The 12,980-nt window shown below is 60.3% G+C and carries 13 protein-coding genes and 1 pseudogene; 2 read left to right on the top strand and 12 right to left on the bottom strand.

Features of this window, described 5'->3' with window-relative positions:
* Positions 1–62: 62 nt before the first annotated feature.
* The 7 genes from ACA062_RS20300 to ACA062_RS20270 all read right to left on the bottom strand — a co-directional run bounded on the left by ACA062_RS20300 (position 63) and on the right by ACA062_RS20270 (position 6,571).
* Positions 63–782, bottom strand: a complete 720-nt coding sequence (locus ACA062_RS20300) for an RES family NAD+ phosphorylase (protein WP_497452696.1) — start codon at positions 780–782, stop codon at positions 63–65.
* Complete coding sequence (locus tag ACA062_RS20295; protein ID WP_497452695.1) at positions 776–1,180, bottom strand: hypothetical protein; 405 nt, start codon at positions 1,178–1,180, stop codon at positions 776–778. The genes ACA062_RS20300 and ACA062_RS20295 overlap by 7 nt, the downstream gene beginning before the upstream one ends.
* 281 nt (positions 1,181–1,461) lie before the next feature.
* Complete coding sequence (locus ACA062_RS20290) at positions 1,462–2,022, bottom strand: lipid-binding SYLF domain-containing protein (RefSeq protein WP_497452694.1); 561 nt, start codon at positions 2,020–2,022, stop codon at positions 1,462–1,464.
* Between the two features lie 325 nt (positions 2,023–2,347).
* Complete coding sequence (locus ACA062_RS20285) at positions 2,348–3,682, bottom strand: MFS transporter (RefSeq protein ID WP_497452693.1); 1,335 nt, start codon at positions 3,680–3,682, stop codon at positions 2,348–2,350.
* Positions 3,683–3,833: 151 nt separating this feature from the next.
* Entirely contained in the window at positions 3,834–5,174 is a 1,341-nt protein-coding gene (locus tag ACA062_RS20280) for an amidase (RefSeq protein WP_497452692.1), read from the bottom strand.
* 7 nt (positions 5,175–5,181) lie between these two features.
* On the bottom strand, positions 5,182–5,859 hold the full coding sequence (locus ACA062_RS20275; RefSeq protein ID WP_497452691.1) for a DUF2848 domain-containing protein: 678 nt from the start codon (positions 5,857–5,859) through the stop codon (positions 5,182–5,184).
* Positions 5,860–5,881: 22 nt separating this feature from the next.
* Positions 5,882–6,571 carry a GntR family transcriptional regulator gene (locus ACA062_RS20270; RefSeq protein ID WP_497452690.1) on the bottom strand — a complete coding sequence of 230 codons (690 nt, stop codon included), beginning with the start codon at positions 6,569–6,571 and terminating at the stop codon, positions 5,882–5,884.
* Between the two features lie 394 nt (positions 6,572–6,965).
* On the opposite strand from ACA062_RS20270, the gene ACA062_RS20265 reads away from it, so the two are divergent.
* Positions 6,966–7,799 (top strand): SDR family NAD(P)-dependent oxidoreductase, encoded by an 834-nt coding sequence (locus ACA062_RS20265; protein ID WP_497452689.1) that lies wholly within the window; start codon positions 6,966–6,968, stop codon positions 7,797–7,799.
* Positions 7,800–7,870: 71 nt separating this feature from the next.
* Positions 7,871–8,206: a hypothetical protein gene (locus ACA062_RS20260; RefSeq protein ID WP_497452688.1), complete on the top strand. Its 336-nt coding sequence runs from the start codon at positions 7,871–7,873 to the stop codon at positions 8,204–8,206.
* A gap of 63 nt (positions 8,207–8,269) precedes the next feature.
* On the opposite strand, the gene ACA062_RS20255 is transcribed toward ACA062_RS20260, so the two are convergent.
* The 5 genes and pseudogenes from ACA062_RS20255 to denD all read right to left on the bottom strand — a co-directional run bounded on the left by ACA062_RS20255 (position 8,270) and on the right by denD (position 12,968).
* Positions 8,270–9,817: an amino acid ABC transporter permease/ATP-binding protein gene (locus tag ACA062_RS20255; protein WP_497452687.1), complete on the bottom strand. Its 1,548-nt coding sequence runs from the start codon at positions 9,815–9,817 to the stop codon at positions 8,270–8,272.
* 64 nt (positions 9,818–9,881) lie between these two features.
* Positions 9,882–10,676: an ABC transporter substrate-binding protein gene (locus tag ACA062_RS20250; protein WP_497452686.1), complete on the bottom strand. Its 795-nt coding sequence runs from the start codon at positions 10,674–10,676 to the stop codon at positions 9,882–9,884.
* 45 nt (positions 10,677–10,721) lie between these two features.
* A pseudogene (locus ACA062_RS20245) lies at positions 10,722–10,898 on the bottom strand (isopenicillin N synthase family oxygenase); the annotation flags it as partial.
* Between the two features lie 265 nt (positions 10,899–11,163).
* Positions 11,164–11,961, bottom strand: a complete 798-nt coding sequence (gene otnI / locus ACA062_RS20240; RefSeq protein WP_497452685.1) for a 2-oxo-tetronate isomerase — start codon at positions 11,959–11,961, stop codon at positions 11,164–11,166.
* Positions 11,962–11,993: 32 nt separating this feature from the next.
* On the bottom strand, positions 11,994–12,968 hold the full coding sequence (denD, locus tag ACA062_RS20235) for a D-erythronate dehydrogenase (protein ID WP_497452684.1): 975 nt from the start codon (positions 12,966–12,968) through the stop codon (positions 11,994–11,996).
* Positions 12,969–12,980 lie beyond the last annotated feature (12 nt).

Raw genomic sequence — 12,980 nt, 5'->3', positions numbered from 1 at the left:
CCTTGAGACCTTCGGCAACGGCAACGGCAACGGCAACGGCAACGGCAACGGCAACGGCAACATCAAAAGATCGCAGCCTCGCTTCGCTCGTCAGCTCCTACGATCTTGCTGACACTGGTGACCTGGCCATTCCAGACCATTTCGTAATGCGCTGTTTGAACAACCGATAAAACCGGTCGTGGCGTCATCAGCGCCCAGCAATGACTGCCCTGCATGCGCACGGAGTTGTAGCGAATGCCGGGACATCCGGCCTCCTTGACGGACCTGCCCAGGCGACGGGAATCGGTGTAATCGTCAGGATCATAGACAGGATCGGTCATCGGGATGGACGCGGCATCTTTCATCGCTTCTTCGACAAAGGAACAGGACAGTCCGCGAAAAACAAACCGCTCATAGTTGAGGCTCGGCACGTTCGACCAATACAGACGCTGATGATGCCGGACTTCGGCCAGCGCCGTTTCCATGGAGTCCGCCAGGTACAGCACGCCAAAACTGCCATCGCTGAACCGCGAACCCGCCGGGTTGACGTGGGTGAAAGGTGCGGTCGCGTAGGAACAGCCAGGAATGCCGAACGGGATCTGTGCTCGTGGAATCAACTCAAGGTGACCCAATTCGTTTTTCAGCCTGGGATTGGTCAACGCCTGGATCTGGTACAGCACCTCAAACTCGTCCGCATCGGCGACATCATCAAACAACGCGATAGGCGGAAACTTCGAATTGACCAGGCGGTAGGCCTGTAATTGCTCGCCGGCAAGCGTCGCCAGTTCGCCGAGCCTCACCATTGCGCGCCCCGTAGCACGTCAATGCGCCGAAAGGTTTCATACAGGGAAATCATATCGCCCTGGGACATGATCTCGAGCGGGCTACGCCCATTGAAAAACTCGTTGTCATTGGCCATCGATGGAAAACCATAGATATTTTCCGGGTTATCGAAGACCAGGCGCAGCGCGGCGTGGATGTTGAGCACAAAACTGATGCGCTGCATCTGGTCCGAATCCAGCGCCACGGCCCAGTCGGGATCGCGCTGCCTGGCGCGGGTGTAGGTACTGCGGGAAATGCGCAGGATGCGACAGGCCTGATCGCCGGATGCGGTCCATTTTTCGAGAATGCCAACCGCTGCACGCAGACCCGTTACGCACTGGCGCTTGGTAAATGCCTGTTCCTGGAGGGCGACGGCCATATTTAATAGCTCCTGCGTAATCTATAGATTCAAATATAGTGTTATTGAGTCTATAGATCAAATAGTCTCGACCAGTGGACAGCGTTTTGAATCCAGCCGCGAAAGCCCCAAACGGAATCGAATGCGTCGCGGTGGAGACATTGTTGCCTTGGAATCCACGCGCTTGGGTACTGAGCGTATTGAGTACTGTGCAGAGCGTCTTGGCCCACTTATGGGCAGGTATGGGGTTGTACAGTCCGGCGATTTTGGGTCTGGCGCATCCCTGCGCCAGACAGCCGGCGTTAGCGCTTGATCAGGGAAATCTTGGTGCCTTCGATGCTCACCCCGGCCATTAACCCCTGCTGGTCGAAAATGAACGCGTAGGCATCGTCCTTCAACGTCGAGCTGGACAGATTCTTCGCCACCCCTGCATCCACCACCACCACAGTCGGACCTACGCCGATTTCCCAGCCCTTGGATTCGCGTACGTAGTTCACGGCTTTATCGGTCATCAGGAACACCACATAGCCATACGACTGGGCGCCTGCCTGCAGCCCCCATGACCCGGTGACGGAGTTGTAATAGCCCTCTACCTGCTTGCCCTTCATCAATGTGCCTTCGCCATAGCTGCCACCAAACACCAGGCCCGCCTTGATGATTTTCGGGAAGACAAGAATCGCTTTGGCTTTGTGCGAAATGGTTTCGGCAAAGGGCGTGGCCTTGTAGAGCGTTTGTAACGCTTGCCGAGAGTCGGCATTCAGATCCTCGGCGGTTGCCGCACCTGCAGTGTTCAGGAAGCTCGCCGATGCCAGTGAGGCTGTCGCGAGGACGATCGATAGGAAGAACCGCATTGACTGAGTCATGTTCGTACTCCGAAACGGGAGCATTGGATGTGAGCAGCAGTCAACACCTGCCCGGGCAGAATCCGAGCCTGCTGAAGTTATCCGGCGCACCCTAAAGTGTGTGAGCTTCTGGCTTCGCCCTTTAATGAAGCAGGCCAGAGGCCTTTGATCATTGGCGATGCCATCACTGGCTTTGACCTCTGCGCGGGGGCGGGGTTCGTCATTCAAAGCTACATTCAGCAAAGGAGTAGAGGGCCATGGTTCAGATTTTTCATGGATATCAGGGAAACACAACGCCGATTCGATGGACGACGTTGTGCTCCGACGGTCAGGTATGGATCACGGCTCAAACCTGCGACTTGCTCACTTTGATCCCTTTGAATAACAGCAGGAGCAACACACCCGCCAGTATTTCAAAGCCTGCGACCATATACAGGCCAGCGGACAGGCTACCGGTCTGGGTTTTCAGCCATCCGATCATGTAGGGCGCGACGAAGCCGGCGAGGTTGCCGATGCAGTTGATCAGCGCAATGCCCCCCGCGGCGGCGGTGCCTGCCAGGAATGCACCGGGAATCGACCAGAACACCGGAAAAGCGGCAAGAATGCCCATGGCGGCCACGGTCAGGGAGATCAACGCCAGCGCAGCATTGCCGATGAACAGGCCGGTGCAAATTAATCCGAGGCCGGCGAGCAGGGCTGCCATCGCGCAGTGCACACGGCGTTCAGCGGTCTTGTCGGAGTGAAAGCCGTTCCACAGCATCGCCACGGTGCCCAGGATAAAGGGGATCGAGGAGAGCAGTCCGATGTTCATAGTGTCATCGACACCCAACGACTTGATGACCGATGGCGTCCAGAACGCAATGGTCGCGTTGCCACTGACCAGGCAGAAATACACCAGCGCGCATAACCACAGCTTGGGGTAACGCAGCAAGGAGCGCAGGTCGCTGTGTTTGCCTGGCGCCTTGTCTTCGCGGGCAATGGTGTCGCTGACCATAGTGCGTTGTGCCGGGCTCAGCCACTTGGCATTGGCCGGCTTCTCCGGGAGATAACGCAGGACCAGGAACCCGGCGATCACCGAAGGAATGCCTTCGAGGATGAACAGCCATTGCCAGTTGGCCAGGCTGCCGACCCCGACCATGCGACTCATGATGAACCCGGCCAGTGGGCCGCCGACGACGCCGGCAATGGCGAAGGAGGTCATGAACATGCCGTTGATCTTGGCCCGCTGCGCCGCGGGAAACCAGTAGGTGAGATACAGCACGACGCCGGGAAAGAAGCCTGCTTCAAAGGCCCCGAGCAGAAACCGCAGCACATAGAACGACCAGGCGCTTTCGACGTACGCCATGGCGATGGACGTCAGGCCCCACATGATGGTGATGCGCGCCAGGGTTCGGCGGGCGCCGATTTTTTCCAGCAGCAGATTGCTGGGCACTTCGAAGATGAAGTAACCGATGAAGAATATCCCGGCGCCCAGGCCATAAACGGCTTCGCTGAAACCCAGGTCCTGCAGCATGGCCAGTTTGGCGAAACCGACGTTGACCCGGTCGATCCAGGCCAGGACGAACAGAAACACCAGAAACGGGAGAAGACGCCAGGCGATCTTGCGATAGACGGCCGCCACTTCGACCGTCGTCGGGTCGAGGTCGATCGCCATGGTTGAACTTGCGTGACTTCGGTTCATAAGTTATCTCGTCAATTCGTTGCGCAGTTGGGCACGCAAGCCGATTGGCAGGCGAGTGAGGACGCACGAGGGTCCGCCGTGTCATTTTTTCGATGAGTCAGTCAGGTAAAACAGGGCAGGCCGGGCCTGCCCCTGGTTCAGCGGCAGTGCATCAAGTGTGCTCTTGCAACAGTGCCTCGATAGCGCGAGACACTTGCAGGACACGAGCGTCCTGCCCATGCAGGCCGGCGATCGACAGCCCGACCGGCAGCTCGTCGCCGCGCTGGCACGGCAAACTCAGGGCGCAACCGTCGAGGAAATTGATCACGCTGGTGTTGCGCAATACCAGGCCATTGGTGGCGAAAAATGCAGCGTCTTCAGTGAGGTCTGCCAACCTCGGCGGGACCACGGCGACAGTGGGCATCAACCAGGCGTCGGCGTCGCCCAGACGCTCACCCGCCACGCTGATCAGGCGTTGGCGTTCGCTGCGAATGTCCAGGTAATCGGCTGCACTGATGGCCGCGCCGCGGCGGATGCGTTGGGCGACGCGCGCGTCATAGCACTGGGCGTTGTCGCCCTCGAGCCTCTGGCGATGGCCGTGCCAGGCTTCGGCAGCCGTCAGCCCGCCAGCCGCGTTGATACGGGGCAGTTCATGCAGTTCTGGAAAGTCGAACCAGCGTATGCAGGCGCCTGCCTTGGCGAGCAGGTCCAGGGCGCGTTCGAAGGCTGCTGCGACGCCGGCATCAACCTGATCGAGAACAAAATCCCGGGTGACCGCCAGGCGCAGCCCGGCCAGGGGCGCGGCGCGGGTGTCAAGCTGATCGCCGGTGAGAATCCGGTCGAGCAGAATGCAGTCGGCGACGCTGCGTGACAGGGCGCCGACAGAGTCCAGGCTGACGGCCAAGGGGAATGTGCCGGCCATGGGGACTCGGCTGGCACTGGGCTTGAACCCGGTCAGGCTGCAGAACGCGGCGGGGATCCGGATGGATCCGCCGGTGTCGGTGCCCAGCCCGGCGACGGCCATGCCCAATGCCACGCTCACGGCGGCGCCGGAGCTGGAGCCACCGGCGATGCGGTCAGCCGCAGACGGCGTGAGTGGCGTGCCATGGTGTGGGTTCAGCCCCAGTCCGGAAAAGGCGAACTCGCTCATATTGGTGCGGCCCAGCAAAATGGCGCCGGCCGATCTCAGCCGTTCGACCACTAGCGCATCGCTGCTGGCGGGCGGCGCATCGGCCAGCAGCCTGGAGCCGGCCGCAGTGACTTGGCCGGCCACATCAAACAGGTCTTTGATAGAGACCGGGAGCCCGGCCAATGGCGAGGGCACGTAACCTGAAGCCCGTGCCAGATCGCTGGCCTGCGCAGCCTGCAAGGCGCTTTCGGCATCGACGCTGATGTAGGCAACCCCACCCGCGGCACGATGCGCTTCGATACGGATCAACGCTTCCTTGACCAAGGCGACACTGGTGGTACGGCCGTCAGCCAGCGCCTGGGCGAACTGTGCAATATCCTTCATCTTCAATTTACTCCGCGACAGGCAGTGGCTCGACACCGTACCGGTGGCGCAGGCTGCGGTTGAGTACGGGATCGAACAGCTCCATTTCAAAGGCTTCGCCATAGCCCAGTTCGCCGATCACCGATTGCGTACCGCAGAACATGGCAGTGTCCGCTGGCAGCGAAGCGTCGCTGTTGAGTTTTGCCAGCAGCGTTTCCGGCGCCAGCAGGTTCGTTACCGGGCCCTGTTGGTACAGCGCACGCACACCGTCACGCACCCGCCAGGTGCGCATCACCAATTGATCCCAATGCCCCTGAACTTCGGCATAACGCCAAACCTGCCGGGCGATGGGTTTGTCGCACATCTGCTTGGACACCGTGACGTCATAGCTTTCGACCTTGCGATCGGTGTGGTCCGAACCCAGACCGATCAATAGCCCTTGCTCGCTGGGGAGCAGCACGAATTCGGTCTCCCCGGATGAGTCCTTGCCCGGCACCTGGATGCTGTCGGCGTTGTTCAGCAGGCTGGCCGAGACCCGGTAGAAACACGGAATCTGCGTCGGACGGCGCACGCCCAGCGCTTCCAGTTCGGCAATGTGGTGCTCCACCGCTTCGCTGTTGCGTCCCGCCCAGCCAGCGATAATCAGGTGCTTGATGCTGGCCTGGTGTTCGCCCTGGCCGACTACCTGGAATGTCAATTGGGTCATGAAGAACTCTCGTGATCAGTGATTAAAGGGTGCGCATGATGGCGCGACGGAAATCGTCGATGTGGTGATGGACAGCCGCGACGGCAGCGTCGCCGTCACGCTGTTCCAACGCCTCGAGGATGTGCAGATGCTCGTGGTAGATGCGTTCGCTATGGTGGTTTTCCGACAGGGTCAGGTACCAGAAGCGCGCCTGTTTTTCGTGAAGGTTGCGCAGCAGTTCGGCCAGCACGCGATTGTGTGCGGCGGCGGAAATCGACATGTGGAACTGCAGGTCCAGCGACATGAGCCCCGCCACGTCGTGTTTGGCCAGCAGGGCGGGCGTGCGCTCGAGAATGTCGCGCATGGCCTGGATGTCGGAATCGTGAGCGCGCTCAACCGCCAGCTTGATGCACAGCTGTTCGTTGCTCACGCGCACTTCGATCATGTCCAGCACATCGTTGAGGGACAGGGCAGTCACCATCACGCCCTTGCGCGGCATGATCGTGACCATGCCTTCCACTTCCAGGCGGTGCAGCGCTTGATGGATCGGCGTGCGGCCAAGCCCCAGTGTCGCCGTCAATTGCGCTTCATTGATCGCATCACCGGGGCGAAACTCGCAGCTGATAATCCGCTGCTTGATTTGCGCATAGGCGAGTTCGCGCAGTTGGGCTGCGCCTTTCACGGGGGCCATCGCGGGCTGGCGATGGCTGGAAAAATCGATAGGTTCGGACATGTCTCACTCCTGATAATCATCTGATATATCAGATGATTATCAGTAGAGGGAGCAAAGGTCATGCCATTTCTGATGAACTGGCTGAGAGCTGCGGTTTATAAGGGGTGTAGGCAAACCTGCGCTGCGCAGGGCGCACTTTGGGAAGTGTTACTTGTTACTTTTGTGCCCGATTTTGTACCCGCGTGCCGATTTTTGTGCGGGTAAGGTGCAGATCAGAGCACCTCGGCCGTATGGCCGTAAGCGGTGGCCGCTGCGTGCGTGATTCGCTTGTAGTCCAAGCGGACGTAGTCGTTGACACGGTCGTCTGCCGATACTGAGCCCGATGGCGGCATGGATGCCATGGTTCGCCCGCAGAAGTTTTGACCCAAGCGCTCTCCAAGCATAAGGAACGATCATGAACAAAGTGGCATTCATCACGGGCGCCAGTCGCGGCATCGGCCGTGAAACGGCGCTGGCATTCGCCCGTGCCGGGTTCGATGTGGCGATCAGTGCGCGCACCCTGGACGAGGGCGAAAACCACGACCATGCCTTGCGCAATGCCGATGGCTCGCCATTGTCCGGCAGCCTCAATGCGACCGCTGCGCACATCCGGGCCATGGGCCGCCAGGCCCTGGTGGTGCGCATGGACTTGCTCGACAGCGCTTCGGTACTGGACGCCAGCGCAGCGGTGTTCGCCGAGTTCGGTCGAGTCGATGTACTGGTCAACAACGCCATCTACCAGGGCAGCGACCTCAATCTGCCGTTCATGCAACTGCAGCCCGACACCCTGGAGCGGGTATTTCAGGGTTATGTCATGTCACCTTTTCTGCTGACCCGGGCGGTGGTGGCCGGAATGGTCGAACAGGGTGGCGGGGTGGTCATCAATGTGACCTCCGGGGCGGGTGAAACCGACCCTCCGGTAGCCGCAGGCAAGGGCGGCTGGGGCTACGCCTACGGGGCTGGCAAAGCGGCGGTGTCACGCCTGTCGGGCATTCTCGCGGTCGAACTGGGCGAGTCGGGCATTCGTGGCTTTACGGTCAATCCGGGGGTGGTCACCACCGATGCGCTCAAGGCCACCATCGGCGATCGCGGTGTGATTGCGCTGCGTGCCGGCTCGGCGCCCCCTGAGGTGCCCGCCGCGGTCATGCTCTGGCTGGCCACCGCTGAACAGGCCGTCGACCATCAACGTCGCACCATCGCCTGCCAGCCTTTTGCGCTGGAGCATGGGATTGTCGCTGACTGGCGATAAGCCTCTGCCCGTCGTCTAGTCAAATCACCACGGTCGACCAGCGCTGACAGCGCCAGGGACAGGAGAGGGTAATGAGCATCAGTCATGCTGTTGTTGAGCCTGAGCGCCCTGGCATTACCGCGGCGCAGCGATTTTGTGCCTGGATCTGGGAAGTCGGTTTCACCTGGGGCTGTATTTTTCAAACCGCGGCGATTCCCCGGCTGGACCCTGGCGGACGCTCGATCATGCTGATTCCCGCCGCATTCGCCCTGAGTTCCATGACCGGCCCGGCACTGGCCGGCTCCCTCATCGGCGACGGGTTCTCGCCATTGTTATGGCTGGCCTTTGCGACAGCGATATTGCCGGTGTTGGCCTTTGCCGGATTGCTGGCACGGCGCCTGGCGATCAAGCTGCCGGAGTTGGCCTGATCGTCGACTGCTGCGATCGGAACGCGGTGCGAAGTTCAGAGGAACTTCGCTACGCCACCCTGCTTACGCAGGGTCCGCGGTGGCAGACAGGTTTGGCGCCAGCGTACCGATGCCCATGAAGCGCCGCACTCGCTCTCCTTCGGCATCGCAGCGTATGGTGTCAGGTGCGGCATCGAGTTGGATATTGCCGTTCTCCATGAAGACGACCCTGTCGGAAATCGACATGGCAAAGTCCATTTCGTGGGTGACGATAATCATGGTCATGCCTTCGTTGGCAAGGTCGCGTATGACGTTCAGCACATCGCCCACCAGTTCCGGGTCGAGCGCTGACGTAGGTTCATCGAACAGCATGATGTCCGGCTCCATGGCCAAGGCACGCGCGATCGCCACGCGCTGTTGTTGCCCGCCGGAGAGCTGGTGCGGGTACTTGTGGGCATGGGCCAGCAGGCCGACCTTGTCCAGCAGCGCATAAGCACGGTGTTCGCTCAGCTCGCCCGGACGGCCGTGGTAACGCGGCGCCAGCGTGACGTTGTCGAGAAGGGTGCGGTGCGGGAACAGGTTGAAGTTCTGGAACACCATGCCGATGTGCCGCACGCCTTTGCGCAGGCGGGAACTGTCGGGTTTGTCCGAGGCTTCGATGAATTTTTCACCGAACAACAGAATGTCGCCGGTATCGATGCTTTCCAGACCGTTGACTGTGCGGATCAGCGAAGTCTTGCCGGAACCGGAGGGGCCGATGATCGAGATCACCTGGCCGTATTCGACATTCAGGTCGATCCCCATCAGCACCTGGTGCGTGCCATAGCTTTTCTGGATGTTCTTCAATTGCAGGATGGGTGTCGCGTTGTTGCCCGCGGCTTTGCGCGCACTGTCGGGCAAGGCTTCGGCGCAGGCCTTGAGCTTGGCCACGGCGGCGGCGTCGAGTGTGTGTGGCTTGCGGAAGTTCAGGTCCAGGTAACGCTCCAGACGCTGCAGGAAATAGCCGAACACGGTGACGATCAGCACGTAGTACACACCCACCGCGGCCAGGGTTTCCATGACCAGGAAGTTGGTGGCATAGAGGCGTTGGCCGACCGTGAGGATTTCCGTCAGGGAGATGACCGAGACCAGCGACGTCAGCTTGACCACCGTGATGTATTCATTGATCAACGTCGGCAGCGAGATCCGGAACGCCTGGGGGATCACGATCAGGCGCTGCATGCCGAACAGGCCGACACCCAGCGCGCGCCCGGCTTCCTTCTGGCCCTTGGCCACGGAAATCAGCCCGCCCCGATGGATCTCCGCCATGTACGCCGCTTCGGTGACCACCAGGGCCAGCAAGCCGGAGTAGAAGGGGTTGGACAAAATCGGCCCGCTACCGGGAAACAACTGCGGCAAGTTGTAGACGAAGACCACCAGCACCAGCAACGGGATGCTGCGGAAGAACCAGATGTAGACCGCCGCGGGAATACGCAGCAAGGGCGACTGGGACAGCTTGGCCGTGGCCAGGACAAACCCCAACAGCATGCCGATAAACCAGGCCAGGGCACTGAGCTGGACCACCGTGACGCAGGCCTTCCAGAAGTCTGGCAGGGAGAACAGGGAGAAGAAATACGACCAATCGAATGGCATAGGGCACCTCGATCTGGCGCCCCGGTGCAGGGGCGGCAGATGACCGGACTAGAAGGACATGCGCTTAGTGAGCCGTCGGTTCTTCCAAGCCATACTTCTTGAGAATAGCGGCGTATTCACCGCTCTTTTTCGTCTCCTCGAAGGCCTTTTGCACGGCCTGGAAGGTTTCGTCGTTACCTTTCTTGACGAAGATGCCCAGGGTTTGCTGATAGATCGGGTGTTCGGTGGTGATCACTACCCGGCCATTGGTCTTTTCCGCGATCATTTTTGCGGCGCCGGCGATTTCCACCTGGGCCTGAATGTTTTTGGACAACAGGGCCTGGGTCACTTCGGGCGCCGAGGGGTACTCGCTGACGGTGATGGCGCCTTTGTTGTTCGGCACGCAGTAGTCATCGGACAGCTTCCTGAATTCCTTGACCCAGGTAGTGCCCTGTTCCAGGCCCAGTTTCAAGCCGCACAGGTCTTCAGGTTTTTTCGCATTGATCTCGCTGCCCTTGGGCACCATGACCGCGGCACCGGTGTTGGCATAGGCGATGGTCTGGGCCTGAGTCTGGCGCTCCGGTGTGATGTACATGCCGGAAATGACCGCGTCGTACTTGCCGGAGTTCAGGCCCAGGATCAGGCTCGGGAACTTGGTGTCGACGAACTCCACTCTGGCGTTCATGTGCTTGGCCAGGGCCGTTGCCAGTTCCGGGTCCGAGCCCACCACGTTCTTGTCCTTGTCATAGGATTCGAAGGGCGGGTAGGTGACTTCCATGCCGACCTTGAACGTGTCTGCTGCGGCCACGCTGAACGAGGCGCCGAGCATGCCGGCTGCCAGTACGGTCACGGGCAACAGGGTTTTCTTGTTATTTTTCATTATCACTGACTCCGGCGTAGGTAAGGGTGAAGCTGGAAACGTCAATCAGGGCAGGTGCGCCTGATTGTTCAAATGTCCGAGACTGGCGGCTTTGCGTGCCTTCTCTGGCATTGGAACGTCCCCATTGATCACCTTCGGCCGTAGCTACTGACAGGTCTGCAGAGCTTGGCCATCCTTGTGTTCGCCGATCGTGATCTCCTCGTAGTCCTTGTCTGCCCGGGCACTGGTTGCCACCAAGCGCTGCCGTGGCGGGTTCGCTGTGGAACTGATGTTAAGCATAGGCGGTGGGGTGAAAGAATCTGTAGGCTCAAATGAATACTTCAGACTTTCTTCAACAGATAGCTAGCTGTCTAATCGCGCTGTCCCTGGGGCGCCCAATGCGGTAGCGAAGCTGCCTGTCAGAAGGCCACTTCGCATGGCGGACATCAGTGGAAGCAGGATCCAGAACAGTGCTTGTCACATTCAGTCGCTGTCCTGGAACCTGTGACTAGCCCCGGATCGACCGGCCCTGCCAGTCGCGCAACCATTTCAAACCTTCGGTGGTGTTGCCGCGTGGCCGGTACTCGCAACCCACCCAGCCGCTGTAACCCAGCTTATCAATCAGATTGAACAGGTACGGATAATTCAACTCATTGTGCATGTCCGGTTCGTGGCGATCCGGCACTCCGGCGATCTGGATATGCCCGATGCCGGCGAAATCGCGCCGCAGCTTCGTCGCCACGTCACCTTCTACGATCTGACAATGGTAGATGTCGAACTGGACCTTGAGATTGGCCTTGCCGACCGCTTTGCAGATCGCCTGTGCCTCATGCTGGTGGTTAAGGAAAAACCCCGGGATGTCGCGGGTGTTGATCGGCTCCAGCAATACGGTGACGCCCACCTTGGCCGCTTCTGTCGCCGCATGGCTGAGGTTTTCAAGATAGGTCTCGTGGTGCCTGGCGCGGTCGGCTTCGCAGCTCAGGAGTCCGGCCATGACGTGAATGCGGTCATTGCCCAGTACCGCGGCATATTCCAGGGCCTGGGCGAAACCGGCGCGAAACTCGGATTCGCGGCCAGGCAGGGACGCGGTGCCTTTTTCGCCCGTCGACATATTGCCAGGCGGCGCGTTGAACAGGGCCTGGACCAGGCCATTGTCGTCGAGCCGCTGTTTCAATTGTTGCGCGCTGTAGTCGTAGGGGAACATGTATTCCACCGCCTGAAACCCATCGGCGGCGGCCGCGGCGAAGCGGTCGAGAAAGTCGTGTTCCGGGTAGAGCATGCTGAGGTTGGCAGCGAAACGAGGCATGGAGACTCCTGAAATCAAACAATCAATCTGGTTTATCCGGGCAGGTACTCATTGATGAACTGCTGGATGACCTCGGTGAAATCCTCATCCGCGGTGAACCCCAGATCCCGGGAGTAGGTGGCGCTAAAGGCCCCTGGCCATGAGCCGACGATACGCTCGATCGCGGGATTGCGCTCCAGGCGAATCCGTCCGGCCACTTCTGCGCCCGCAGTCTGGCGCAGGGCATCGATCATCCGTTCGACGGTAATGGACAGGCCGGGCATGTTGATCACACGACCCTGGGTCAGTTGCGCGCTGGAGAGCTCATGACCATGGATCAGGTTGCGAATCGCCAGCGCTGGCGACATCAGCCAGAGCCGGGTATCGAGGGGCACCGGACACACGCTGTGCTGGCCGTTGAGCGGTTCGCGGATGATGCCGCTGGCAAAGCTGGAAGCGGCCAGGTTCGGTTTGCCCGGGCGCACCACGATGGTCGGCATGCGCAGGCTGCGGCCATCGACGAATGCGCGGCGGCTGTAGTCGGCGAGCAGCAGGTCGTTCATGGCTTTTTGCGTGCCATAGGAACTCTGCGGCGCCCAGACGTGATCATCCCCGACGTGTTCCGGCAGTTGCCCGCCAAATACCGCGACGGAGCTGGTCATCACCCATTTCGGGCACGTGCCGAGCAGGCGAATGCGTTCGAGCAGGTTCTGCGTTGCGGTGAAGTTGATGCGCATGCCCAATTCGAAGTCGGCTTCGGCCTGGCTGGACACCACCGCCGCCAAATGAAAGATGCTGTCAGTGCTGGCATCGATCAGGCTGTCCAGCACTTCAGGGTCAGCGATATCGCCACACACCACCTTGACCCTAGGATCGTCGATCCCCTGGAGCGCGATCATGTCGAAGGCGACGATTTGCCTGATGGGTCGGGTCTGGCCGGCACGGTCGGTGAGCGAGCCACGCAGCAGCAGGGCTTCGATCAGGCGGCGGCCGAGGAACCCGGCTGCGCCGGTCACGAGAATATTCATGAGTTACTCCAA

This window comes from Pseudomonas sp. LBUM1679 (assembly GCF_059695565.1).
This window is presented reverse-complemented; position numbering and strand designations above follow the sequence as displayed.

Excerpts from the sequence above, each read along its gene's own strand:
- ACA062_RS20295 (WP_497452695.1), bottom strand. The coding sequence starts at position 1,180 with ATGGCCGTCGCCCTCCAGGAACAGGCATTTACCAAGCGCCAGTGCGTA.
- ACA062_RS20265 (WP_497452689.1), top strand. The coding sequence starts at position 6,966 with ATGAACAAAGTGGCATTCATCACGGGCGCCAGTCGCGGCATCGGCCGT.
- ACA062_RS20250 (WP_497452686.1), bottom strand. The coding sequence starts at position 10,676 with ATGAAAAATAACAAGAAAACCCTGTTGCCCGTGACCGTACTGGCAGCC.
- ACA062_RS20280 (WP_497452692.1), bottom strand. The coding sequence starts at position 5,174 with ATGAAGGATATTGCACAGTTCGCCCAGGCGCTGGCTGACGGCCGTACC.
- otnI (WP_497452685.1), bottom strand. The coding sequence starts at position 11,961 with ATGCCTCGTTTCGCTGCCAACCTCAGCATGCTCTACCCGGAACACGAC.
- ACA062_RS20300 (WP_497452696.1), bottom strand. The coding sequence starts at position 782 with ATGGTGAGGCTCGGCGAACTGGCGACGCTTGCCGGCGAGCAATTACAG.
- ACA062_RS20270 (WP_497452690.1), bottom strand. The coding sequence starts at position 6,571 with ATGTCCGAACCTATCGATTTTTCCAGCCATCGCCAGCCCGCGATGGCC.
- ACA062_RS20285 (WP_497452693.1), bottom strand. The coding sequence starts at position 3,682 with ATGAACCGAAGTCACGCAAGTTCAACCATGGCGATCGACCTCGACCCG.
- denD (WP_497452684.1), bottom strand. The coding sequence starts at position 12,968 with ATGAATATTCTCGTGACCGGCGCAGCCGGGTTCCTCGGCCGCCGCCTG.
- ACA062_RS20290 (WP_497452694.1), bottom strand. The coding sequence starts at position 2,022 with ATGACTCAGTCAATGCGGTTCTTCCTATCGATCGTCCTCGCGACAGCC.
- ACA062_RS20260 (WP_497452688.1), top strand. The coding sequence starts at position 7,871 with ATGAGCATCAGTCATGCTGTTGTTGAGCCTGAGCGCCCTGGCATTACC.
- ACA062_RS20275 (WP_497452691.1), bottom strand. The coding sequence starts at position 5,859 with ATGACCCAATTGACATTCCAGGTAGTCGGCCAGGGCGAACACCAGGCC.
- ACA062_RS20255 (WP_497452687.1), bottom strand. The coding sequence starts at position 9,817 with ATGCCATTCGATTGGTCGTATTTCTTCTCCCTGTTCTCCCTGCCAGAC.